This window comes from Paenibacillus sp. MBLB1832 (assembly GCF_032271945.1).
Taxonomy (GTDB): Bacteria; Bacillota; Bacilli; order Paenibacillales; family NBRC-103111; genus Paenibacillus_E; species Paenibacillus_E roseopurpureus.
This window is the reverse complement of the sequence record NZ_CP130319.1, coordinates 5,201,798-5,223,970: the sequence shown is the minus strand read 5'-3', so window position 1 is coordinate 5,223,970 and position 22,173 is coordinate 5,201,798. Positions and strand designations below refer to the sequence as shown.

Genomic DNA, 22,173 nt, shown 5'->3' with positions numbered 1-22,173 from the left:
ATCATACAAAAACAAATAGAATTGTTAATCGCTTTCAACTAGGAGAAGAGCTATTCTTATAATAGAAATAGCGACAAGTAAAAGGGGATGAGATCGATGAATAGTAAAATGAAAATTATTGATTGTGACGTTCATAATGGCTTCGCTAGTCATATGGATTTAGTGCCCTATTTGAAAGAACCATGGAAAAAGATTGTGACTGAATTTGGGTTTCGTCTACCTTTTATGTATAGTTCACCGATAGGAGTCCTGCGTAAGGACGCGTCACCGCCGAATGGAGGACCGCCCGGGTCTGATTCTGCGTATATGTTAGAACATTTAGTCAAGCCGCTGAACATGGAGCATGTGCTTCTAACGGGGGATACGTTCATTCACTTATCCAACTTGCCCGACGCTGACTACGCCGCAGCGCTTGCTTCTGCTTATAATGATTACTTGATTGAAGAATGGTTGAGCAAAAGTCCAGTCTTCCTAGGTGCAATGGTTATTGCTTCACAGGATCCTGCACAAGCAGCTAGAGAAATTGACCGAATTGGTTCACATCCGGATATTAAAGCCGTTGTTATTTGCGGAGCATCACGTATTCCCTATGGGCAAAAACATTATCATCCTATTTATGAAGCTGCTGAGCGAAATGGTTTGACCATGATGATTCATCCAGGATCAGAAGGTTCAGGGATATCAGGTCCGCCAACAGGAGCGGGCTATCTCAGTACTTATTTGCAGTGGCATACGTCGCTGTCATCCGTTTACATGGCTCAGCTTATCAGTATTGTTTGTGAGGGTGTATTCGAAAAGTTTCCTAACCTCAAATTTATTTTCTGCGAGGGCGGGGTAACGTGGCTGCCGCATCTAATGTGGCGTCTGGACAAAAACTTTAAAGGACTGCGATGGACAGCGCCATGGTTAAAGAAAATGCCCAGCCAATACATTCGCGAGCATTGCTTCTTAACCACACAGCCGATTGAAGAGCCTGAGGATTTCAAGCATTTGCAGCAGATCTTCGACATGATCGATGCAGAAAATATGCTTCTCTTCTCGAGTGATTATCCACATTGGGACTTTGATGATCCAACAGCCATCCTAAAAAGATTGCCACAAGAGGCGAAGCACAAAATATTTTACCAAAATGCAAAGAGTCTGTTTCAGCTATAAACGATAGGAGTGAGGAAGATCATGGCACATTATTATGTGGCGGAGGCGTCGTCTATTCCAGAAGGAGATCATCGAATCATAGAAATAGAAGGACGTTCGATCGGCATTTATAATATCAAAGGCGAATATCACGCATTGGCTAATTATTGTCCTCATGAAGGCGCTGAGCTATGTAAAGGACCTGTGTGTGGAACTACAATGCCTTCTAAAGTGAACGAATACATTTATGGACGGGATCAAGAGATCGTACGTTGTCCTTGGCATGGTTGGGAGTTCGATATTAAAACAGGGAAATCTTTGTTTAGCGAGAAAGTGCGGACACGTAAATATGCCTTAGAAATTAAAGATGGCCAAATTCACGTTATCATTGGGGCATAACAACGTGGTAAACAAAGTTTAATTTTATCACAGGATTATACGCGGAAAGTCCTTCGATATGCCGAAGGGCTTATTTGCATGTGTTGGGAAAAGACCCGACTGAAATAAAAAGCATTCTGAAAACCACACTGTTCAGCAATGTCTTCCAGGGTATCGGAGGTTTCAGCAAGCAGTGACCTAGCCTTCGTCAATCGGATTTTCGTTGCATAGCGAATAGGAGATAATCCATAAGCTGCCTGGAATCGCCGCGTAAGTTGGGAAGAGCTAATACCAAGCAGATCGGCGATGTACTGTAGCGACAAGTTGTCTCCGAAAGCTTGTACTTCAATGTTAGCAGCAGCCTGATTCATCAGTGGATCTAGGGATCCTGCACCATGCTTCGGGTTTATATGCTGCTCCCGGTTGGTCATGAATAACAAGTCCTCTAGTAAATGCGCCGCATCCTCATTCTTACGAATATCCAGATCCTCCTCCTGCCATTCTTGCAAATAACGTAAGGTGGAACTGAGCCTCCCGATATCCTTGATGCGAATAAGTTCAGGGAAGCTGGTACCATCGTTTACCGTGAATTCTGCAAAATGAAAAGAAATAGGCTCCACAGCTTGTCTTTTCAGGAGCACACCTGGCGGGCAAAAAACGAGTTCACCGAATGAAGCCATTCGTTCTTCTTGTGAGTCTCCACCCAAACTAAACGTGAATCTGCCTGAATTTGCAGCTAATAAACACCATCCTTGGTACGTATCCTCCGGAAGTGTAAATTGATTTCTTTGTTTGGAAAAGTAGTAGCGTTTAAAGTCAATATTCATCCTGTTTAGTCTCCTATTTAGATGTGCAAAAAAGTATATGAATTAGTATAACCTAGTGCATGGAAAAAGGGAATGAAAGGCATTATGATTGAGGCATAAGGGAGTGAACCACATCAAGTGATAGGCAAAAAAACAAATGAGAGGTGTGTTTTCTATGAGAAAGAAAGCTTTAAACATTCTAACGCATGAGCAGATTAAAACGTATAACGATCAGGGATACTTAGTACTGCGTAATGTATTCTCCGAGAAGGAAGCGAAAGTCATTCAGTCAGAATGCGATCAATTGTTAACATTAGGCGAATATACAGACCCATTTAATATTCGAGCGGGGCACAAGAATTACGCGGATGGAAGTGTAGCCATTGAACGTCTGGATCCTGTACATGACATTTCTGCCGTGTTCGCAGATCTAGTTAAGGACGAGCGCATTTTGTCGCCGCTTAGAGATATTTATTTGGATGAGCCTACACTTTTTAAGGACAAATTGATTTTCAAACTTCCTGGTGCCAATGGGTATTCCATGCATCAAGATGCAGCCTGGTGGCAAGGATTTCCTATTGAGGGTTTGATTTCAGTCATGGTAGCGATTGATGGGGCATCGAAGGTGAATGGCGGTCTTGAATTGTTTCCGGGATATCATGAAAGACTGCGTTCCACGCCGGGTGAGCTTCGTAATATGAATGCGGCAGAAATAGAAGAGATTGATCCGAGTACGGGTGTGATTGTAGAAACGAATCCTGGCGATATGATCATATTTCACTCCTTTACCCCGCATCAAAGTGGAGCAAACCGCTCAGAGGTTAGCCGAAAACAGCTATATTTGACCTATTCCCCAAGTAAAAACGGTGACTTATACAAGGCTCATTACCAGCATTACCAACGTTATAATCTCCTTGGCAAAGATACATCAAGCTACTATTTTCTATAAAATTAAGGGGGCTGCCAGATCGACAGACTCCTAATAGTTGAGTTTGCTAAATGACAAAGATCAGCACAGGAAGATTGGGCTGTTCTTTTTTTGTTATCCTCACTTATTTTTCCACTGGTTAATTGTTGCTTGTCAGGACACATCGTGCGAAAATAGGTTTGGCACAACTAGCAGCAGTCATCAGCATAAAAGGGAGTCTTGGCATCGTGATACATATCAGTTGGGAAATGATGATGTTCGTCATCATCGGCGGCTTTATGGCTGCATTTGTTGATTCGGTTGTCGGCGGCGGCGGGTTGATTTCCGTGCCGGTTCTGCTGGCGACGGGCATGCCTCCAGCGGTAGCGCTGGGGACGAATAAATTGGCGAGCTCCATGGGGTCGCTGACAAGTACGATTTCTTTCTTGCGATCAGGGAATATCGATCTGAAAGCCGTGCGAGGCTTATTCCTTTTATCTTTGTTTGGCGCGGTTTGCGGCACACTGGTACTGAGGCAGATTCCTTCGGACTTCCTGCGGCCGCTTGTCGTTGTGATGCTCATTCTGATCACGATCTACACCATTTTTCGTAAAAATTGGGGCTCCAGCAACACCTTCACGCAATTCTCGCCGAAGACGGCTGCGATTATGGGGCTGGTGGCGTTTGGTTTAGGTTTTTATGACGGATTTTTCGGGCCGGGCACGGGTTCGTTCTTGATTTTCGCTTTTCTGATGCTTGGCTTTGATTTCGTCAAAGCAGCGGGCAATGCCAAAATGCTGAATTTCGGCAGTAATATCGCCAGTTTAGCCACATTCATCGCAGTCGGTTCTGTGCATTATAAAGTCGGCATTCCGATGGGACTCGCCATGGCTTGCGGTTCCTTTTTCGGTTCCCGCATGGCGATTCGCAAGGGTTCGACGTATGTGAGGCCGCTTTTTATCACGGTGTGTGTGCTGTTGGTGGGCAAGCAGATTTGGAGTTTGTTGTAGTATTGCGAATTGACCAAAGGTTATGGTACTATTTTACATGAAAGAAATGAGAAGGAGGTGAAGGTAGGATGAATCGAGAGTTCGTTAACAACCGTGTGAGCCAGTTACCCATCGCGATGGCTGGCATCGTTCATGCAGAAATTAAAGACGGGAGAAGTCTGTCCATTTATGCACATACGGTTTACCAACTCACGAAAAGACGCCTACCTTAACCCTCTACGGAAGCATCCGAAAAGGTCGTGGGAATTTTTTCCTGCGGCCTTTTTGTGTTAGTTACGTTCAGGTCAGGGTCTGTCTTTATAACCAAGGAGGATCCTTTATTATGTTAATTGTTAATGGTCAAAATATAAAAAAATACCACGGTGCCCAGCTGGTGCTCGAGAATGTTACGTTTGAAATTCATCAAGGGGAACGTGTCGGACTTGTGGGTCGTAATGGCAGCGGGAAGTCAACGCTGCTGCGTCTTATTTCTAAAATGGAGAAGCCCGATGAGGGGCAGTTAACGGTGCGAAAAGATACAGGGATCGGGTATTTGGCTCAAATCCCAACAACCTGGGAGAGCTTCACGGTTTATGATGTGCTCGCTGCGAGCTTCCAGAAGCTGCTGGCTTGCCGTTCGACGATGCGCGAGCTTGAAGGAGAAATGGCGAGCCCAGCGGTATTGAACGATGAGAAGCAAATGGATCAGCTGCTGAAGCGGTACGCTCAGCTGCAGGAGCGATTCGAGCGGGAAGGGGGCTATGAGCTGGATGCGCGCATCGATCAAGTCGCGAATGGACTTCGGATCGCGAAGGGAATGTATGAGCGAGACTTTGCCTCGTTGTCTGGGGGAGAGAAGACAAAGATCACGTTAGCGTCCCAGCTAATCGGTAAGCCTGACTTGTTACTGCTCGATGAGCCGACGAATCATTTGGATTTGGCAGGCGTAGAGTGGCTGGAGGAGTACCTCAAGCATTATGACGGCGCCTGTATCATCGTCTCCCATGATCGTTACTTTCTAGACCTTGTCGTCACGAAAATCGTGGAATTGGAAGATGGGGAATCGACAACGTATCACAGCTCTTACTCGGGCTATGTGAAGGAGAAGGAAGTACGTCTTCTTCAGCAGTTTGCGGAGTACCAAGAGCAGCAGAAGGTTATCAAAAAGATGAAAGAGACGATCAAGCAACTGATCGAATGGGGGCGTATTGGCGGGAATGAGAAGTTTTTCCGCCGGGCATTTTCCATGCAGAAAGCGCTGGATCGGATGGAGAAGCTCAAGCGTCCTGTGCTGGATCCGAAAGCCGCTGATTTCGATTTGAAGCCGGAGGACCGCTCTGGTCGAAGAGTGCTGCACTTCGAGAATGTGACGAAGCAGTACGGCGATAAGCTGCTGCTGGGGCAGGCGAACGGTTCGATCGAGTACGGCGAGAAGGTCATGATCGTTGGGCATAACGGCTCAGGGAAAACGACCCTGCTGAAAATGCTGCTCGGCGACGTGCAGCCGGACGGCGGCGAACTCGAGCTAGGTGCTCGCGTCGACATCGGCTATCTGGCGCAGCAGGCGTATCCAGCGGATGATAAGAAATCCGTGCTGGCGTATTTCTGCGAGGAAGCGAAGCTGGAGGAGGGGGAAGCGCGGGGGCGTCTTGCGGCGTATTTATTTTATGGCGCAGATGTGTTCAAATCGGTGAGTTCCCTCTCTGGCGGAGAGTGGACGCGATTGCGGTTAGCGCTGCTCGTCCTGCGCAAGCCGAATTTGCTCATCCTCGATGAGCCGACAAATCACATGGACATCGCTTCACGCGAAGCGTTGGAAGATGCGCTCGAGGAGTTCCCCGGCACGGTGCTGGCGGTGACGCATGATCGGTATTTTATGAATCGGCTCGCACGCAAAATATGGGAGTTAGACAAAGGGAAGATTACCGTGTATTTGGGTAATTTTGATGCTTATAAGGAAAAGAGCGGAGAGCTTCGTGCCAGAGAAGAACTCGAAGCGGAGGAACGCCAGTACGTCGCGGATAAGGCGAAAACGAAAGTGAAACAGCCCGTGGATTCGGGGGCTAAGAGGGGGAAGCCAGCGGCGGCGTCTGGGAAAGTAGCTATGGAGCAGCAAATTGCGAACGCAGAAGCGGCGTTGGCGGAGCTGGATCACCAGCTGCAGCAGGAGGGCGAAACGTTGACGCCAGCGGAGCTCGCGGCGCTTTGGGAGAAGCGGGAAATCGTGCGGAAGCATTTGGATGAGCGATATGAAATGTGGCTTTTGCTTGAGGAATAATTGTGTCTGTCTTGGGCATATTTAGCATTTCGGCACGGTTCCGACATGGAGTCCATCCCCCTGTTGTGATAAGCTAGGATTAATTAAGAAACGAAATGCTTACGAAGCCATTTTTCTATCCAAAACTTTGAGGAGGCGATCACGGTGATCCAAGTTTACCCAGCCAACACCCGCAACTCTACCGATGTGGGGTGGCTCAAGAGCCACAAAAGCTTCTCGTTCGGCGATTATTTTGATGAAAATAATGTGAGCTTTGGCGTTATGCGTGTCTGTAATGACGATGATATCGCGGCAGGTCGGGGGTTCGGACCACATCCCCATAGTGATATGGAGATCGTCAGTATCGTGCTTAGCGGAGCGATCAAGCATGAAGATAGTCTGGGGCATGTCGCTGTAACAGGGTCAAATGGTGTACAGCGGATGTCAGCAGGCAGCGGTGTCATTCATGCCGAGTATAATGCATCAGAGACGGAGCCGCTCAGTCTGTTTCAACTGTGGTTTATGCCTGCGAAGCGGGGAATGGAGCCGTCTTTTGAAAATGTGACCTATGAGCCAGCGGCCATGGTAAACCATCTGCTGCCTGTCGTCACACCAGAGGGGGGGCCGCATATCGCGCAAATTCACCAGGATATGCGCATCTACCTCAGCAAGCTGGATAGCGGCAAAGAGCTTGTTTTCAAGCAAGGCGAGAATCGCCGCATTTTTCTCATGCTCGTCAGCGGGAAATGTTCGGCCAATGATGTTGTACTGGCTTCGAAGGATAGTGCTCGTATGCAAGGAGAGTCGACGTTGACGATTCGAGCATTGGAAGATACGCACCTGATGTTGATTGACTTACCATAAGAGGGGAGGTTGCCGCAATGAAAGAAACGTTTCTAGTCAAGCATGCGGTTGGCGGTCGAGCTTTTATTGATACAGGGAAAGTGCCTGTACCCTATACCTATGAGCAACAGGGGGACGGGTGGTTGTTCCGTGTGAGGATCGACCAGCCAGAGCGGATTAAGGAGCTAATGAAGTGGAAGGATGAGCTGAATGTTTTCGTCTTTCAAGAGTTTGAAACGGAGCCGACTCGGAAATTATGGTTTTATGTCGGTGACGATAGCGTTCAGTTCAATGAAGCCACGGGTGAGTTGACCATTGTCGCAACCTCCCATATCTCGTATATTCCCGAGCAGTTTAGTGTGAAATGATTGGAGCTTACCCCATGAAAGTGCAGGACCCACAACTAGATCAAGCGATCCCTTTTATCCAAGAATGCTACACCGAATTGGGCAAAAGTCAGTCCCAAATCGACGCGCGCATTGTTGAGATTGGGCACGCGATACGCCATCATGGCGAGTATGTGCACACGTTAGAAGAGCTGGAGCATGGTGCGAAAATGGCTTGGCGCAACAGCAACCGCTGTATCGGCCGCCTGTTCTGGGAGTCGCTTCGTATCCACGATGCGCGGCATGTCGAAACCGAAGACGAGATGGCCGAGGCGCTGCTGCGGCATATCGAAGTCGCGACGAACGGGGGCAAAATTCGACCCGTCATCACGGTCTTCCCGCCTGCGCGCGAGGGTAAGCCCCGCGTTCAGATCAAGAACGAGCAGCTGATTCGCTATGCAGGCTATGAGACGGAAGATGGGATCATCGGCGATCCCATCTCGTTGGCGTTCACGCGAGAATGCCAGGCGATGGGCTGGCAAGGTGCCGGCACGCCTTTCGATGTGCTGCCCCTCCTGATTCAGGTGGGGGAGCGTGCGCCGAAGCTATACGAGATTCCGAAGGAGCTCGTTCTGGAAGTGCCGATCAGGCATCCGGAGCTGCCTGCTTTTGAGCAATTGGGGCTGCAATGGTATGCAGTGCCCATGGTCGCGAACATGTACCTCAACATCGGAGGCGTGATCTATCCAGCGGCTCCGTTCAACGGGTGGTACATGGGTACCGAGATCGGCGCGCGGAATTTCGCCGACGAGGCGAGATACAACATGCTGCCGCAGGTCGCGGCCATCATGGGGCTCGACACCTCGCGCGAGTCCACACTGTGGCGGGACAAGGCGCTGGTTGAGCTGAATGTCGCGGTGCTGTCGTCGTTCCAGCAGCATGGCGTCACCATTGTCGATCATCACACCGCGGCGAAGCAGTTCAAGCGGTTTGAGGACAAGGAAGCGAAGAGTGGACGCGACGTGACAGGCGATTGGACGTGGCTGATTCCGCCGATGTCGCCAGCTGCGACGCATATTTTTCACTCGCATTATACGAATGAAGTGAAGCTGCCGAACTTCTTTTATCGGAATAAGAAGCGGTAGGAATCAACACGTAAATGACGCGAATAGAGCCTATTTCCGTCCCCAGTTGTGGTGGCGGGAGGGGCTTTTTTGTTTTACCCTCCCCAATAGTTTAATAGCCAAACTAACTGCTATGTAGGATGATGTGGCATAAACGACAAATGGCCTAACACGAATAGCACGCACCTAAGAGAATGGAGGAACTCCGCTTGTGGCAGAAGGTAGTGAATTGGAATACGTTGCGGAATCAAATGCTGGCGGGATTCATCGCGGTGATGATCAACGTCTTGATTTGTGCGGGTGTGATCACGTTTAACTCCGTGTCGACCCTGCTCAATACGAAGGCCGAAGCGCAGATGAAGCAGATCGCCAGTCAAGCCAACGGCAGGCTAGAGGCGCTCATTACACAAATCGATACATCAAACCTGCAAGCGGTTAATGATGTGTATCTGCAGCAATTATTTCTTTCCTCCGAAGCCGGTTAGGCCCACCTACGGCCCTAACTGCGCTCTTGCTTGCCGTTCGCGGCATAGCGCCCCAAATGGCCTCGACTATGGTATAATGGTTTACGTTATTAACCATAGGTTAAATAATATCACTGTCTGATCCAGAGTTGAAATGAGGATATTTTACAATGAAACAAGGTTTAGGTTATGCCATCATTGCGTATATCGCTTGGGGCTTACTGCCCATTTATTGGAGGCTGTTCGGAACGCTGAAAGCAGGCGAAATCCTGGCTCACCGTGTGATCTGGTCATTCGTGTTTATGCTGCTGCTGATCTTTCTCAGCAAAGGCAAGGGCAAACAGCTTTGGAGCATGCTCACCAATCGGCGAACGATGCTCGTCGTGGGGACAAGTTCCCTGCTAATAAGCGCGAACTGGTTGATTTTCATTTGGGCCGTGAATCATGGCCATGTGATTGAATCCAGCCTGGGTTATTACATTAACCCTTTATTTAATATCATGCTCGCCGTTATCTTCCTGCGAGAGAAACCAACCGGCGCCCAATGGCTTGCGGTTGCGCTGGCGGGTGTTGGTGTTTTGATTGCCACCATCGATTACGGCCGTATTCCATGGGTTTCACTGTCCTTGGCCGCGTCCTTCGGCTTGTACAGCCTCGTGAAGAAAAAAGTCTCCTACGACGCCTCCACGGGACTCGCTGGAGAAACCGCGGTCGTGTTCCCGTTGGCGATCGCGTACATTGTCTATCTCTACGCGTCGCATCAATCGACGGTGGACACGCTGTCCACGCTGCACTTCGTGATGCTGCTGCTCGCCGGCGCTGCGACTGCGATGCCGCTGCTCTGGTTCGCCAAAGCAGCATCACGCTTGCCGCTGTCCATGCTGGGCTTCATCCAGTACATTGGACCTTCGATTCAGCTGATGCTCAGCATCTTTGTCTTTAAAGAACCATTCTCGCCGATGCTGCTTATCAGCTTCGGATTCATCTGGAGCGCGCTCGTCGTGTACGCGTTGGCGTCCATCCGCGTCGCGCGTGTGGTGAAAACGAACAGTGTGACGACATGAGCTTTTCTCCCTTTCATCTGAGCCTCACGATACTTACAACCGTTCTAGGCCTGAGCGCAGCGTATCTGCTACGTGTTCCGCTGGCGATCGGATTTGCAGGGGGGCTAGGCGTATTAGTTGTCATTACATTGCGGCAAGGCGTGCCTGTAAGGATACTTGTTCAAAGCATGGTAACGGGGATGCTGCATACCAAGGAAGTCATGTATATTTTGCTGCTCGTTGGACTGTTAATCCCTGCTTGGACGGCAAGCGGGACGATACCGTTTCTAATTGACACAGGCCTCAAGTTGCTAAATCCTGCGTATTTTGTGAGCTTTTCATTTGTATTCGCAGCGGGCATATCTATGATTTTGGGCACGTCTACAGGTACGCTCAGCGCAGTAGGAATTCCGCTTGTTGGGATGGGCGCACTGCTGCATATTCCACTCCCGCTCGTTGCTGGCGCACTGGTGTCGGGCGCTTTTGTTGGAGACCGAACATCGCCATTTTCCAGTGCAAATCAGCTTGTCGCTGCATCCACGGGGATGACGGTCCCAAGTCAATTTCGCTTTTTGCTGCCGACGACGCTCCTAGCTTTCGCCACCGCACTCACCTTCTTCGTTGTAGCGGATGTGAATGGAAATTGGAAGAACGCTGCATCGCTTGGCCATGCGTCGAACGACTCGCTGCTCCCGGTGGAGTATGCGTCTCAGTTTCATTACAGCCTGTGGCTTTGGTTGCCAGTTGCCGTGCTCTTCGGAACGATCCTGCTGCGATTCAAAACCCGCTATGGGTTTCTTCTGTCCATTGGGATCAGTATCGTGTTGGGCACGCTTATACAAGGTGTTGATGCACACCAATGGCTGCATGGGTTGTGGTATGGATATGCTTCGGAGCAGCTGCCGTCCTTGCACAGCAAGGGGGTGTCCAGCATGATTGGGTTAATTATTTTGATCGCACTTGCGGGGGCTTATAACGGCATATTGGAAGAAACTAGTGCAATGCAACCTTATATGAGTAGACTGTTTGGCAACACAAGCTCTCAAAGATCAGCTACCGTTCGTACCAGTTTATTCGGATTGGCTCTGGCACTTCTGGCTTGTACGCAGACACTGCCGATCATGATGACGGGACGCAATTTGCTGCCGCTCTGGGAGCAAAAGTTCCCGAGAGGTCATCTTTCGCGTGTCGTGGCGGATGCTCCGCTCATTTTCTCAGCGATGGTGCCTTGGAACTTGTTAGCAATTCTGTGTGGGACGATTCTAGGTGTCCCTGTTGAGCGTTATGCTGTCTTTGCGGTATTCCTATGGACGCTTCCGCTATATACATGGATCGTTTCCTATGTCGTGGATATAAACGCGGCAGAAACGATATAACTGTGAGACACAAGAAAGAGGCATTCTTCGTGGAGAAGAGTGCCTCTTTCTTGTCATTCGTCAAATGGACTTCCTGAGGCTGCAGGCCAAAAGGTGAGAAAAACAGTCCGATGAGGATGTAAAAGTGGTATCGCTTCCTAACGGTAAACGAGTATGAATGTCATAAAGAATTCTGGGATATTTACACAACTAAATATTGGAGTTCGATGGTATGATGAAGTGAGTTGAGAAGCTTTCAGTAAAGGCGGGAGAATATATGAAAAGGCTCACATTCCACAACAGCATAACCATTCTGGCGTCTGCCGCAGAAGTGTACGCCTACCTGATCAATCCGATGCATCTGCCCGACCTGCACCCGCTCATTATTGGCGTCAATCCGCTCCCAAGTGAACGTCCTGGGAGTAAACGAGTCGAGATTCAAGACAAGATTATGTTATTTGGACGGCTCCCCTTTTATAAAAAGTACGAAGCTTCGTTCACTCCTGTTGAAGAGAATCGGAAGTTGATCCTGGAGACGTTTACTTCACCTGGCATTCACATTACCAATACGATAGTCCTCGAGGAATTAGGCAATGAGACCTTGGTAGAAGAGCGAGTGAGTATTGAAGTTTCGGCGCTCCTTGCGAAATTCGTGATGAAACAAATCGAATTTTCACACGTTGAAATGCTGCATGCGCTTAAGAAAAAACTGGAATTAGCGTAAATGTTACTGTTGATGAATGAAATAGAACGCCCTTCTCCGATTGGAGAGAGCGGTCTGTTTGCTTTACCCTGACATCAATTCATCCCGATGAGAGATGAGTTGTGATGAACTGACGCAGTGTTTACCAGCTTTTTAGCCCAGACGCAGTAGCCCATGCCTACATACGACAATCCCCAGAAGAAAGCAAAATATTTGTTATCGGCGATAGGCAGGAACATCGAAAGAATCATGATCAACATGAGTGCAGGTACCCAACGAGGGAAAACTTTTGCCAGGAAAGTCAGGATCATGAAAACTAAAGTGCCCCCAAGAAAACCAATCATACCGAACATCCGGGTAATGTTAACGAGCAACCCCTCTGGTTGAACCGCATCAGCGCCGCCGGCGGCAAATTGGGACCACAGCATCGCTGTTGTTAAAACATTTCCGATGATGATAGCAAGTATGGTGATGAAGCCAGTGACTCCTGTTTCTCGGGACTGTACCTGGTAGAAAACGATCGAGCCTACAGACATGAGAATGCATGCAATCAAGCCTGCCGTCAATTCTTGCGTACTATCCGTTCCCCAAATCAATGATGTCGGCGTCATGCCCATTCTTGCAATTCCCGCTAATATACAGATCATGCCAAGCCATTTGATTACTTTTTGTTCCGTCATTGTAATCATCCTCCAATTGTATAAGTGTGTTGCTGATGTATTTAGATTACTGGAAGGGAAATCACACTGAACAGAGCAGAGCGTTCCTGGATTTCGGGAAATTGCAGGTATAGTTCGGGAAATGACGGGATTCGGCGGGAAATTACGATCCATCCATATTCAGCTGTCGGGCCGGCAAGCTATAATAAGAAGAAAGCTTTTACACAAATAGAACGGAAGTGTTTGGATGAATGTGGAAGTTAACAAAGCAAGCAGTTTGGATGCTGTAAACGAGCGGCTCGTGCCTTGGTCCATGCGGATTGCACAGCTTGTTGTGCTCAGCTTCTGCTTATTAACAGCTGTGCTATACATAAGCGCAATCCCAGCGTATTACAAGGTACTTGTGGAATCATGCATCACGCAGGGCTGCAGTAATCTCTTTCCTGCGATGCCACTGCCAGCTAATGGGCTAAGCTTGGAGCAGTTTGCGTTGATTTTCGTCCTTATCGATGTTTCGTTTACCTTCTTTTTTTATATCACTTCAGCGATTGTGCTTTGGAAAGGATTCCGAGAACCAATGGGATTGGTGGCTGCCGTTGCGATGGTATCTTTCGGCTCATCGTTTCCGTCTTTAGTCATGGCGGCATCCGAAGGAACGGTATTTACCCATCAGTGGTTCATGATTGTTTCCACGTTAAGTTGGGTCTCCATGTCCTTGTTTCTTTTGCTATTCCCAAATGGCAAGTTTGTGCCAAAATGGACGCGCTACGTATTTGCGCTCACTGTTATCGTGAACGTGATGTCACTCGTGTATAGCGGGCAGATGTGGGAGGCGTTTCACATTCCGGAGATATTCAAGTTCCTTTGGTATGTCTCATCTACCCTAATTCTAATTTATTCACAAGTGTACCGATTCCGAAATGTGGCTTCTGCTGCTGAACGGCAGCAAACGAAATGGGTCGTATATGGAGCAACCATCGGCATCGCGGGGTTCGTTGGGATGAGTGCGCTTTTTGTTTCTAGCATGAATGATGGGACCGTACTGACGTTTGTCTATCTAAATGCATTAATTAATGCCTCTCTAACAGCCATTCCCATTACATTGATGTTTGCCGTACTGCGGCAAAGACTGTGGAATATTGATCCGTTAGTGAATCGCACGCTGGTCTATGGTTCGTTGTCGGTTTGCATTGTTCTCATCTACACCGTCATCGTTTTCTATTTAAGCCGGGTGTTTCAAACGCGGGATCATTATGTCGTTTCTTTATTGGCGACAGCCGTTGTTGCGGTAGTGTTTGCACCTCTCAAAGAGTGGCTTCAGCGGCAAATCAACCGGCTCATGAAAGGCCGCCACGATGATCCTTACGCCGTTTTGCTGGAATTAGGGAACCAATTGATTCAACCGCAAGCGCCTGATGCGATGTTGAACGCCGTTGTAAGAACGGTGAAGGAGGCGCTGCGGCTTCCGTATACGGCGATATACGCTGGCGTTGGCGGTCAGCAAACTTTGGTGGCTTCTGCTGGCAGCCAACTTCACGAGCAGCATGTTATGCCGATCATTCATCGCGGGGTAGAGCTGGGAACGTTGCACATTGCCAGTCGATCGGCGGGGGAAGTTTTTACGGCGGATGATAATAAATTTCTGGATGTGCTCCTTCGGCAAGCTGGACCGATTGTGGAGAATTGGCATATGACACAAGGGATGAAGCTGCTGGCACAGGATTTGCAGGAGTCGAGGGAGAAGCTGGTATTAGCGCGGGAAGAAGAGCGGCTGCAAATTCGTAAAAATTTGCACGATGATTTGGCGCCGAAATTGGCGGCGCTTGCGCTGAATGCGGCGACGGCCCAGATTTACGTCGAGAAACAGCCGGATGTCGCGATTGAAATGCTGGCTGATCTGCGAAAAGTCATCCGTTCAACGGTAGATGAAATTCGCACGCTGGTTCATGATCTGCGCCCCCCTACGCTGGATGAACTTGGATTGCTTGGTGCCATACAGGAACGGATTGCCCTCCTATCCAAACCAGCGGCCATGCTTGCCGGGGAAAAAGGTGCTGAAGCGCTGGACATTCGGATGCACGCGCCTCAGCCGCTGCCTTCGCTGCCAGCCGCCGTTGAAGTAGCTGTGTATCGGATTGTCACGGAATCTTTAGTTAATGTCGTGAAACACGCGAAAGCGACTACTTGCACAGTAAGGCTGGAAATGAACGAAGCCCGCCAGCTTCAAGTAGAAATTAGAGACAATGGAGCACAGTTTGCCCCATTGTCAATCAATCAAGCTGCCGGGAGTAAAAGTGGGATTGGGCTGGTTTCGATGCGGGAAAGAGCTGCCGAATTGGGAGGTCACTGTCACATTGACCGGCCTGCTGGCGGAGGAACCCGGGTTTTGGCGGTAATCCCCTTGCCTTGAGCGAAAAAACACGGTGTAGAGGAGAATGACAGACGATGAAAATAATGATTGCCGATGACCATCCGATATTTCGAAGTGGTGTCCGAAATTTGCTTCAGACGACGGAAGACTTGAGAGTTGTTGGCGAAGCGGCATCTGGCGATGAAGTGCTGGGGCTTGTGGAACAGTGTCAGCCTGATTTGATTCTAATGGACATACGCATGCCTGGATTGAATGGAATTGAAGCGACGCGACTGGTCAAAGAAAAATACCCACACATTCATGTGCTCATTCTCACCATGTTTCGTGACGACCAATCGGTCTTTACCGCGATGCGCGTTGGCGCCAAAGGCTATCTGCTCAAAGACGCCGACGAAATTGAACTGCTGCAGTCGGTCCGCATAGCTGGCAATGGTGGAGCTGTATTCAGCTCCGATATCGCGGCACGCATGATGCACTTCTTTTCGGAACCAAGAACGGTGAATCTCTCCGAGCATCCAGCACTTTCCGAGCTGTCCAAACGTGAATTGGAGATTTTGGAGCGGATTGCTGAAGGCTATACCAATGCGCAAATCGGCGCACGACTAAATATCAGCGCCAAAACCGTTGCCAACTACGTCTCTATGATTTTGAATAAACTGCAGGTCGTGGACCGCAATGAAGCGAGCAGAATCCTGCAAGAGTTTCGCGAGGGGGGATAGGCGGCGCGGGAGATCCGCGAGTGGGGGAAATGTACGCGGAAGGTGCGGAACTGACGTTGAACGGAACGTAGATACGCTAATCTGGCTAAAATAGATAAAATAGATATCAGGCGGAACGTCAGTGCCTTATTTCCCTGAAAATAGCCGAAAATCGTGAAAATCGGGCAAATAACGTATCCACGTTCCGCTTGGGGCTACATGACGCCTGATTTCGGGGAAATAGCGCATCTAGGTTCCCTCTGACGCGCCCATCTAGTAAGAAAATAAATAGAGGGGCCGCGGCCCCTCTATTTCGTCGAGCTCACCTGCAATAGGTGAGCTTCTTTCACGTTATTGAAATGGGTGAAGGTGAAGAGGAAATCACCCTTATAGTAGCTGTTCGTGTAGGCGCCAGCACCGGCGCCTACTTCCAGTTCCAAGACGCTGTAGCCAGCCTCGTTCGGCTCGCTGCGCTTTTTGAACGTCTCGATGCCTGGCTGCAGCAGCGCCAAAGGCTTCGAGCCCCAAATGCTAAGGGACGTGACCACCGCTTCCTTCGGGTTGGTCTTCGACGGCTCCACCAGCAGCGACAGCTGGTAGGCTGGGTAGCTCAGCAGCAGCTTCACGCCGACCGGCGCTGCTGCACCAGCACCTGCGGCTGCTCCGCCAGCAGCCGTTCCCGCACCGCCAGCAGCGCCAGCGTCAGCGGCTGGAGCGGCTCTGCCGGAGGCGTCCACCGCCGCCTCCTGGCCCGCGAGCATGACGCTGTCATCCTGCAGCGTCACTTCCGCCGGTTTGCCCAGCAAGTCTTCGACTTTCTTGCTGGACAAACCGATAAACCCCTGCAGGCTGACCTGCCCGCCTGCCCAGAAACTCCGCAGCAGCGGCGCGCCGTCTGCGTCAAACATCGTGCCAAGGCCTTCATAAACGCCGGCCTTAAAATCGCCTTTGTAGACGAGTTTGCCCAACTCGTCATACGCTTCGCCGGCGCCAGTCAGGGCGCCGTTCTGGAACGAGCCCTTGAGGCGCGGCACGCCTTGCTCATCAAAGGAGGTACCCTCGCCGTTATACAAGCCGACAAGGAACTGCCCTTTGTATTTCATCATGCCGCTTGCATAAAACGCGGTGCCCTCGCCCGAAAAGCTGCCATTCTTGAAGCCGCCTTCGTACAGCAGCAGCCCTTTGGCATCATACAGCTTCCCAGCGCCGTTATATAGACTAGCGGAGAACTCGCCCTCATATTGTGTGATGCCGCCGGAGAAGAAAAGCTTCCCAGCCCCGTTATACATGCCGCCATTGAAAGCTCCTTCATAAAGCAAATCGCCGTTCGGTGCAAACAATTTGCCTGCGCCGCCGAAGAGCCCATTTTGAAACTCGCCGATGTAAACGATTTTCTTTTTCTCATTGTAGAGCGTCCCTGCGCCATTATACGCATCCGCAGTGAAGGCTCCTTTATACAAGAGATTCCCTTGCTCGTCATAGAGAGAGCCGTTGCCTGACTTCTGGCCTTTTTCAAAGTCGCCCTCATACGCAAGAATTCCGTTATCGTAGTAAAGCTTACCTTTGCCCGCGTACAAGCCATCAACCAGATCGCCGACATAGCGAGCATCTTTCTTGGCCTTGGGATCGGCGACGACTTTGCCGCTGCCAGAAAAGGTAGTCAGTTTCGTAGAATTTTCCTGCAGGACAGGCACACGGTTGAACCATTTGTTGACGATCTTGGGTGGACGGATGAAGATGAAGAAGACGAGCACTAAGATGAGTAAAAGGATGAAAACAAGCAGCCTCTTGGAGATGTAGTAGGAGCCGATCAACACGTAATTCTTCAGGGAAGACTCGCGTGTTTGGAGGAAGGTGCGCAGAAGCTGCTGCAGTTTGGTAATCGCTAACTTTGGCAATTTGCCCGCAGTAGCGATGGCCTTCATGACTTGTCCTATAAAAGGAGCCACGACAGGCTTCAAAAATTTCTCAATGGCTTTAACCGGCTGGAGCTCCAATGCATTCACTCCCTAATCGTAATTAGTGATCATTTGTTACGGCACCTGAATCGTCATTTGACCAGGCTGCTGAACGGAGATAACGCCGCCCCAATTGCACATGCATTTGGAGCTATTATTTAATGCGGGCATATTCGCAACAAGTACAGTAGGAGAACCTGGTGCCCAAGGGGCAGCCGTAACAGGGATACAGGGCATCGGTGTCAACACGCCAAACGCCGCAGCCGTAGCCGCAGCTACCATCGGATTGGCCATCGAATTGCACATCCCGAACGGTAAAATATTCACCATTGGCTTATTGTCCATAATATTCGCGATCGGCATGGCGGTCATGACCATATTCGCAGGAAGCACCATCAACGAGCCAGGCGCAGCACCGAAGGTGCACTGCAGCATTGCGCCGCCGCATACGAGATTTCCCATTGTGGAAGCGCTCCTTTCCCGATTTCGGCATACTTCGACCATTCTATCACTTTTATACTACTAGAAAAGGTTAATTGCTTCAATCCTATCCTTTATTCGATGTCTTTTGCTAATTTTCTCCAAAGAATGGATGCGAGAGTGGGAGAGATATTGTACTATGGAGGGAGAGGTTTGTGAGCGGAGGGGATCATCCTGATCGGGTTCAAAATAGGGAAAGCCAGCTTAGCGCTTGTCGTTGCGACATCCACATTCATGACGCTGGGATATTCGGCGGAAGCCGCGACAGTCAAGGCTTTGACGATGAAAGAAGCCGTGAGTCTGGGCTTAAAGAAAAGTACACAACTGAGAGATGCTAGAACGAATCTGCTGAAGAAACGCATCGAGCTCGGACAAGCGCAGCATACCGTCAATAATGAGGAAGCGAAGGCGTCGGGTCCTTTTGCCAAGCCCCACAATATTAGTCAGGATATTAACACCCGCCTGAAGGTGCCGGATGCGCGTTCGCAGCTGTATCTCGCCCAAGAAACGTTAAGACAGATGGCGACTTCCGAGCGATACGTGATTGAGAAAGCTTATTTAACGGCGTATCAAGACGCGGTAGCGGAGGAGCGGTCTCGCCAGAAGAATGAGGAAGCCAAGACGGCCCTCGATACGGTGAAAAAGAAACGGAAATACGGTCTCGCGGATAGCGCGGAACAAGAAAAGGCAGACAAGGCGCTCGAGAAAACGGCCTCCTTGTATAAACAAGCGCAATTAACGGCGAAATCCAGCCGATTAGCGTTGGGTAAGCTTTTATCCTTAGATATGGAAAATAAAGTCCAGCTTTCCTTCCAGCCTGATTATGCGAATCTCAATCAACGCATGCTTCCTACCTATCTAGCAATGGGGCAGAAGACGACGATTTCACTATTAAGAGATACGGAAACCCGCCGTCTGGCGGATGAAAAATTGAATACTACCCGCAATTTGCTAAGCAGCAAATTCGGTCCAGCCCGCATGAAAGTGATGGATGGGCTATATAAAGATGCGGATATTGATATGGAGCTTTTTCAATCCAGCTATGAAGAAACGTTGCAGCACGTGAAAGAGGATTGGCAGGGAGTGTTCATGCTCTTCGGGTTTATTCCGATTCCGAAATCCTTGCTGCAAGGTGAGTTTGATGGTTTGCGCTACTTGGATGATCTGACGAACGTGCTGCCGCTGGCGACAATGGAGCAGAACAAGGCTGCGCTGCAGGAAAAAGAAAGCCGTACTACCGTGATTGCGGATGTGCGACAGTCCTTTTTGGAAGCAAAGGGCGCGGAAGAAGGGTATGCACAGGCGCTGCGGGATAAGGATAATGCCGTTGCAAATCTCGCCAAGGCGAATCAGAAGCTGAAGCTGAGCTTGATGAAAGCGGATGAGCTCCAAGCCTATAAGGATGCGGTGGATCAAGCGGATGCGGGGATCACAGCGGCACAGATTGGCTACAAGCTAGCCATTGGCAAGCTTGATCAAGCCACGGGGGGAGCGGTGAATCGGACGCTGCGTTCCGGGATTTTGCCTTACCGTGATCTGGATGACGGGTTGTCGCCCGTTAAGCCGCAGAAGCCGAAAGCGCCGCTGGGCACTTGGAAGTTAAAGCCCGCGGTTGGTCAATTGCTGTCTGACTTTAGCGTGCGGGTGAGCAAGAAGCTAGGGGCAACCGATTACGCGGTTTATACGAAGGACGGTAAACGAATCGGCAAACGTACTAAAATCAATAAATCGATTCGGAACTTATCGCTGAAATTTAGCCAAATCGACCAATTGAAGGTCGTGTTATATAAGAGGGGCAAAGTGATTGGCGTTCTCCCTTTAGACGGCAAAGGCAGTACGGGGCAGCTTGTCGACCCAAGTGCGAGCAGCTCGAATGCGAGCGGAGCGGCAGGCGGGGCTACTGGTGACGCAGGGGGCGCGGGAAGTGTAGGAGATCCAGGTGGCAGCGGAGCTGGAAATGCTGAAAGTGCCACAAGTAAAGAAGGCTCTGCCGATGGTTCAGTTGATGGCGGCTCCCAGGACAGTAGCTCCACGGAGGACGGCAGTTCCACAGAAGAGGGCAGCTCCGACGGAGCCTTAAATGTAGCCGACTTAGAAGCAGAAGCGGAATCTACTTCCGATAAGGAAGAAGGCATGGGAACGGTCTTAATCGGTTCCTATCAAATCAACTTAGATGCGCTAACACCAGAGGCTTTCAATGCGGCTTCGGCAACGATAGCGGAATCGGGTCAAGGGATGCTGTTCAAATCCGATGCACCAGACGCATCTTGGATCGGTTTGGATAATGCGATGGATCCTAGTGCACTAACGGATCCTGCAAGTTCGGCGAAGCTCTCCAAAGAACAGGCAGCCGCACTCAAAGTTACCGTGGCGATCATGGAGCCTGGTAAGATTGCTTCAACAGAAACGCCTGCTCAATTGCAGAAGAAAATCGACACGCTCAAGACAGATATCACAAAACTTGAAGCGGACAAAGAAGCGGCCGTTGCCGCTATGAAGCTGAATGACATTGCCGACCTTGCGGTTCAAATCAAGGATGCACAGGCCCAGCTTGGCATGCTGGAAGCGCTGCTCAAGGGAGACAGCCAAGCAGCGCTCAAGCAGATGGCGCTGGTGAACAACCCCGACGCGCTGATCGCCGCGCTCGCCGAAGAGGCATCGCCAGCTGAGCCCGGCGATGGCACGGGTGAAGGCGGCGACGGGAATCCCGCCGCCACGAACATGGCCAGCGAGGACCAGCTGGCCGAACAAGCCGAGCTCCAGCAAGCGAAGCTGGAGCAAGCCCTCGCCGCCGGCGAGCCGGAAGCCGCTGCAGCCGCGCTGCAGCAGCTTCTCGCGACGCAGGCGCAGCTCGCGGATGCGCAAACGGGCGCATCCGAAGGGCAGGCTTCGCTGAACGCAGCGAAGCAGAAGCTCCAGGCTGCGCTGAGCGCAGCGCAGGCGCAGAAGGACACGGAGCGGGTGGCGACGCTGACCCGCTCGCTCGAGGCCGTCGCCGCCGCGAAGCTGGCGATGGCGAAGGACGCGCTGTTCGCGAAGCTGGAAGCCGCCCAACTGCTGCTGGCGGAGCTGCCGCCAGATTCGGTCGTTGGGGCGCAGCTTGAACAGCAAGTGACGAATCTGCTGAGTGAACTTCAGCAGCAGGAGAAGGCCAAGTACGCGCCAGAGGAGCTGCAAGCACTGGCGAGCATCGCGGAATCACTTGCGAATGTGACCTCAATTCCAGGACCTTCGACAAACTCAAGCGGCTCCAACGCTGCCTCTGAATCTAGCACGGCTAGCAGCGGGACCGAAGTCCCAGTAACGATTCAACCTCTTTCGGCAGAAAACGTGCTTTCTTCTACCATGTCTATTAAATTTGACGCGCCGCCTGTTATAATAAATGGAGGAGCCTATCTACCGATTCGATCCGTTTCTGAGTCTTTCGGAGCGGCGGTAGATTGGGATCAAGAGAGTCTCACGGTCACAGTGAGTACGGAATATACAACGATTACAAGCACGATCAACCAAACTACCGCTTATGTGGACGGCCTGCCTACACCGATCGATGGACCCTCACTTCTATTAGAAGGCAGGACGTATGTGCCGTTAAGATTCATTTCCGAATCTTTGGGCTTCGGCGTCGAATGGAACGCTGCTTTGCAAATGATTCAAATTGATAAATGAGGAGAATTCAAG

Annotated in this window: 20 protein-coding genes; 16 read left to right on the top strand and 4 right to left on the bottom strand. The window is 50.3% G+C overall.

The window, feature by feature from the left end; genetic code table 11:
* Positions 1 to 96: 96 nt before the first annotated feature.
* Positions 97 to 1,155, top strand: coding sequence for an amidohydrolase family protein (locus MJB10_RS23580; protein ID WP_314799229.1), 1,059 nt, complete (start codon positions 97 to 99; stop codon positions 1,153 to 1,155).
* 21 nt (positions 1,156 to 1,176) lie between these two features.
* On the top strand, positions 1,177 to 1,533 hold the full coding sequence (locus tag MJB10_RS23575) for a Rieske (2Fe-2S) protein (RefSeq protein WP_314799227.1): 357 nt from the start codon (positions 1,177 to 1,179) through the stop codon (positions 1,531 to 1,533).
* Between the two features lie 35 nt (positions 1,534 to 1,568).
* Here MJB10_RS23575 and MJB10_RS23570 read toward each other — a convergent pair whose 3' ends face one another.
* Positions 1,569 to 2,339 (bottom strand): helix-turn-helix domain-containing protein, encoded by a 771-nt coding sequence (locus MJB10_RS23570; RefSeq protein WP_314799225.1) that lies wholly within the window; start codon positions 2,337 to 2,339, stop codon positions 1,569 to 1,571.
* Positions 2,340 to 2,493: 154 nt separating this feature from the next.
* Between MJB10_RS23570 and MJB10_RS23565 the strand changes: the two genes are divergently transcribed.
* The 11 genes from MJB10_RS23565 to MJB10_RS23515 all read left to right on the top strand — a co-directional run bounded on the left by MJB10_RS23565 (position 2,494) and on the right by MJB10_RS23515 (position 12,350).
* Positions 2,494 to 3,267, top strand: a complete 774-nt coding sequence (locus MJB10_RS23565; RefSeq protein ID WP_314799223.1) for a phytanoyl-CoA dioxygenase family protein — start codon at positions 2,494 to 2,496, stop codon at positions 3,265 to 3,267.
* A 206-nt stretch (positions 3,268 to 3,473) separates the two neighbouring features.
* Positions 3,474 to 4,235, top strand: a complete 762-nt coding sequence (locus MJB10_RS23560) for a TSUP family transporter (protein ID WP_314799221.1) — start codon at positions 3,474 to 3,476, stop codon at positions 4,233 to 4,235.
* 68 nt (positions 4,236 to 4,303) lie between these two features.
* Complete coding sequence (locus MJB10_RS23555; protein ID WP_314799219.1) at positions 4,304 to 4,447, top strand: hypothetical protein; 144 nt, start codon at positions 4,304 to 4,306, stop codon at positions 4,445 to 4,447.
* 110 nt (positions 4,448 to 4,557) lie between these two features.
* The gene (gene abc-f / locus MJB10_RS23550) at positions 4,558 to 6,492 is read left to right on the top strand and encodes a ribosomal protection-like ABC-F family protein (RefSeq protein WP_314799217.1); all 1,935 of its coding nucleotides are present in this window, start codon (positions 4,558 to 4,560) and stop codon (positions 6,490 to 6,492) included.
* Positions 6,493 to 6,636: 144 nt separating this feature from the next.
* The gene (locus MJB10_RS23545; RefSeq protein ID WP_314799215.1) at positions 6,637 to 7,335 is read left to right on the top strand and encodes a pirin family protein; all 699 of its coding nucleotides are present in this window, start codon (positions 6,637 to 6,639) and stop codon (positions 7,333 to 7,335) included.
* Between the two features lie 17 nt (positions 7,336 to 7,352).
* Entirely contained in the window at positions 7,353 to 7,682 is a 330-nt protein-coding gene (locus MJB10_RS23540; protein WP_314799214.1) for a hypothetical protein, read from the top strand.
* 14 nt (positions 7,683 to 7,696) lie between these two features.
* A complete protein-coding gene (locus MJB10_RS23535; RefSeq protein ID WP_314799213.1) occupies positions 7,697 to 8,785 on the top strand; it encodes a nitric oxide synthase oxygenase in 1,089 nt (362 codons plus the stop codon).
* A gap of 188 nt (positions 8,786 to 8,973) precedes the next feature.
* Positions 8,974 to 9,249: a hypothetical protein gene (locus MJB10_RS23530; RefSeq protein ID WP_314799211.1), complete on the top strand. Its 276-nt coding sequence runs from the start codon at positions 8,974 to 8,976 to the stop codon at positions 9,247 to 9,249.
* A 149-nt stretch (positions 9,250 to 9,398) separates the two neighbouring features.
* A complete protein-coding gene (rarD, locus tag MJB10_RS23525; protein WP_314799209.1) occupies positions 9,399 to 10,292 on the top strand; it encodes an EamA family transporter RarD in 894 nt (297 codons plus the stop codon).
* On the top strand, positions 10,289 to 11,647 hold the full coding sequence (locus MJB10_RS23520) for a Na+/H+ antiporter NhaC family protein (RefSeq protein WP_314799207.1): 1,359 nt from the start codon (positions 10,289 to 10,291) through the stop codon (positions 11,645 to 11,647). The genes rarD and MJB10_RS23520 overlap by 4 nt, the downstream gene beginning before the upstream one ends.
* Positions 11,648 to 11,903: 256 nt before the next feature.
* Positions 11,904 to 12,350, top strand: a complete 447-nt coding sequence (locus MJB10_RS23515; RefSeq protein WP_314799205.1) for an SRPBCC family protein — start codon at positions 11,904 to 11,906, stop codon at positions 12,348 to 12,350.
* A 74-nt stretch (positions 12,351 to 12,424) separates the two neighbouring features.
* Here MJB10_RS23515 and MJB10_RS23510 read toward each other — a convergent pair whose 3' ends face one another.
* Positions 12,425 to 13,009 carry a hypothetical protein gene (locus tag MJB10_RS23510; RefSeq protein WP_314799204.1) on the bottom strand — a complete coding sequence of 195 codons (585 nt, stop codon included), beginning with the start codon at positions 13,007 to 13,009 and terminating at the stop codon, positions 12,425 to 12,427.
* A gap of 226 nt (positions 13,010 to 13,235) precedes the next feature.
* Here MJB10_RS23510 and MJB10_RS23505 point away from each other — a divergent pair, with 226 nt between their 5' ends.
* On the top strand, positions 13,236 to 15,398 hold the full coding sequence (locus MJB10_RS23505; RefSeq protein WP_314799202.1) for a GAF domain-containing sensor histidine kinase: 2,163 nt from the start codon (positions 13,236 to 13,238) through the stop codon (positions 15,396 to 15,398).
* A gap of 35 nt (positions 15,399 to 15,433) precedes the next feature.
* Complete coding sequence (locus MJB10_RS23500) at positions 15,434 to 16,078, top strand: response regulator transcription factor (RefSeq protein WP_314799200.1); 645 nt, start codon at positions 15,434 to 15,436, stop codon at positions 16,076 to 16,078.
* A gap of 287 nt (positions 16,079 to 16,365) precedes the next feature.
* On the opposite strand, the gene MJB10_RS23495 is transcribed toward MJB10_RS23500, so the two are convergent.
* Together MJB10_RS23495 and MJB10_RS23490 are read right to left on the bottom strand one after the other, a co-directional pair.
* Positions 16,366 to 18,063, bottom strand: coding sequence for an MORN repeat-containing protein (locus MJB10_RS23495; protein ID WP_314799199.1), 1,698 nt, complete (start codon positions 18,061 to 18,063; stop codon positions 16,366 to 16,368).
* Positions 18,064 to 18,090: 27 nt separating this feature from the next.
* Positions 18,091 to 18,477, bottom strand: coding sequence for a DUF4280 domain-containing protein (locus MJB10_RS23490; RefSeq protein ID WP_314799197.1), 387 nt, complete (start codon positions 18,475 to 18,477; stop codon positions 18,091 to 18,093).
* A gap of 252 nt (positions 18,478 to 18,729) precedes the next feature.
* On the opposite strand from MJB10_RS23490, the gene MJB10_RS23485 reads away from it, so the two are divergent.
* Entirely contained in the window at positions 18,730 to 22,161 is a 3,432-nt protein-coding gene (locus tag MJB10_RS23485; protein ID WP_314799194.1) for a copper amine oxidase N-terminal domain-containing protein, read from the top strand.
* Positions 22,162 to 22,173: the final 12 nt, after the last annotated feature.

Excerpts from the sequence above, each read along its gene's own strand:
- MJB10_RS23580 (WP_314799229.1), top strand. The coding sequence starts at position 97 with ATGAATAGTAAAATGAAAATTATTGATTGTGACGTTCATAATGGCTTC.
- MJB10_RS23540 (WP_314799214.1), top strand. The coding sequence starts at position 7,353 with ATGAAAGAAACGTTTCTAGTCAAGCATGCGGTTGGCGGTCGAGCTTTT.
- rarD (WP_314799209.1), top strand. The coding sequence starts at position 9,399 with ATGAAACAAGGTTTAGGTTATGCCATCATTGCGTATATCGCTTGGGGC.
- abc-f (WP_314799217.1), top strand. The coding sequence starts at position 4,558 with ATGTTAATTGTTAATGGTCAAAATATAAAAAAATACCACGGTGCCCAG.
- MJB10_RS23535 (WP_314799213.1), top strand. The coding sequence starts at position 7,697 with ATGAAAGTGCAGGACCCACAACTAGATCAAGCGATCCCTTTTATCCAA.
- MJB10_RS23565 (WP_314799223.1), top strand. The coding sequence starts at position 2,494 with ATGAGAAAGAAAGCTTTAAACATTCTAACGCATGAGCAGATTAAAACG.
- MJB10_RS23500 (WP_314799200.1), top strand. The coding sequence starts at position 15,434 with ATGAAAATAATGATTGCCGATGACCATCCGATATTTCGAAGTGGTGTC.
- MJB10_RS23555 (WP_314799219.1), top strand. The coding sequence starts at position 4,304 with ATGAATCGAGAGTTCGTTAACAACCGTGTGAGCCAGTTACCCATCGCG.
- MJB10_RS23510 (WP_314799204.1), bottom strand. The coding sequence starts at position 13,009 with ATGACGGAACAAAAAGTAATCAAATGGCTTGGCATGATCTGTATATTA.
- MJB10_RS23515 (WP_314799205.1), top strand. The coding sequence starts at position 11,904 with ATGAAAAGGCTCACATTCCACAACAGCATAACCATTCTGGCGTCTGCC.
- MJB10_RS23490 (WP_314799197.1), bottom strand. The coding sequence starts at position 18,477 with ATGGGAAATCTCGTATGCGGCGGCGCAATGCTGCAGTGCACCTTCGGT.
- MJB10_RS23520 (WP_314799207.1), top strand. The coding sequence starts at position 10,289 with ATGAGCTTTTCTCCCTTTCATCTGAGCCTCACGATACTTACAACCGTT.
- MJB10_RS23485 (WP_314799194.1), top strand. The coding sequence starts at position 18,730 with ATGACGCTGGGATATTCGGCGGAAGCCGCGACAGTCAAGGCTTTGACG.
- MJB10_RS23575 (WP_314799227.1), top strand. The coding sequence starts at position 1,177 with ATGGCACATTATTATGTGGCGGAGGCGTCGTCTATTCCAGAAGGAGAT.
- MJB10_RS23505 (WP_314799202.1), top strand. The coding sequence starts at position 13,236 with ATGAATGTGGAAGTTAACAAAGCAAGCAGTTTGGATGCTGTAAACGAG.
- MJB10_RS23570 (WP_314799225.1), bottom strand. The coding sequence starts at position 2,339 with ATGAATATTGACTTTAAACGCTACTACTTTTCCAAACAAAGAAATCAA.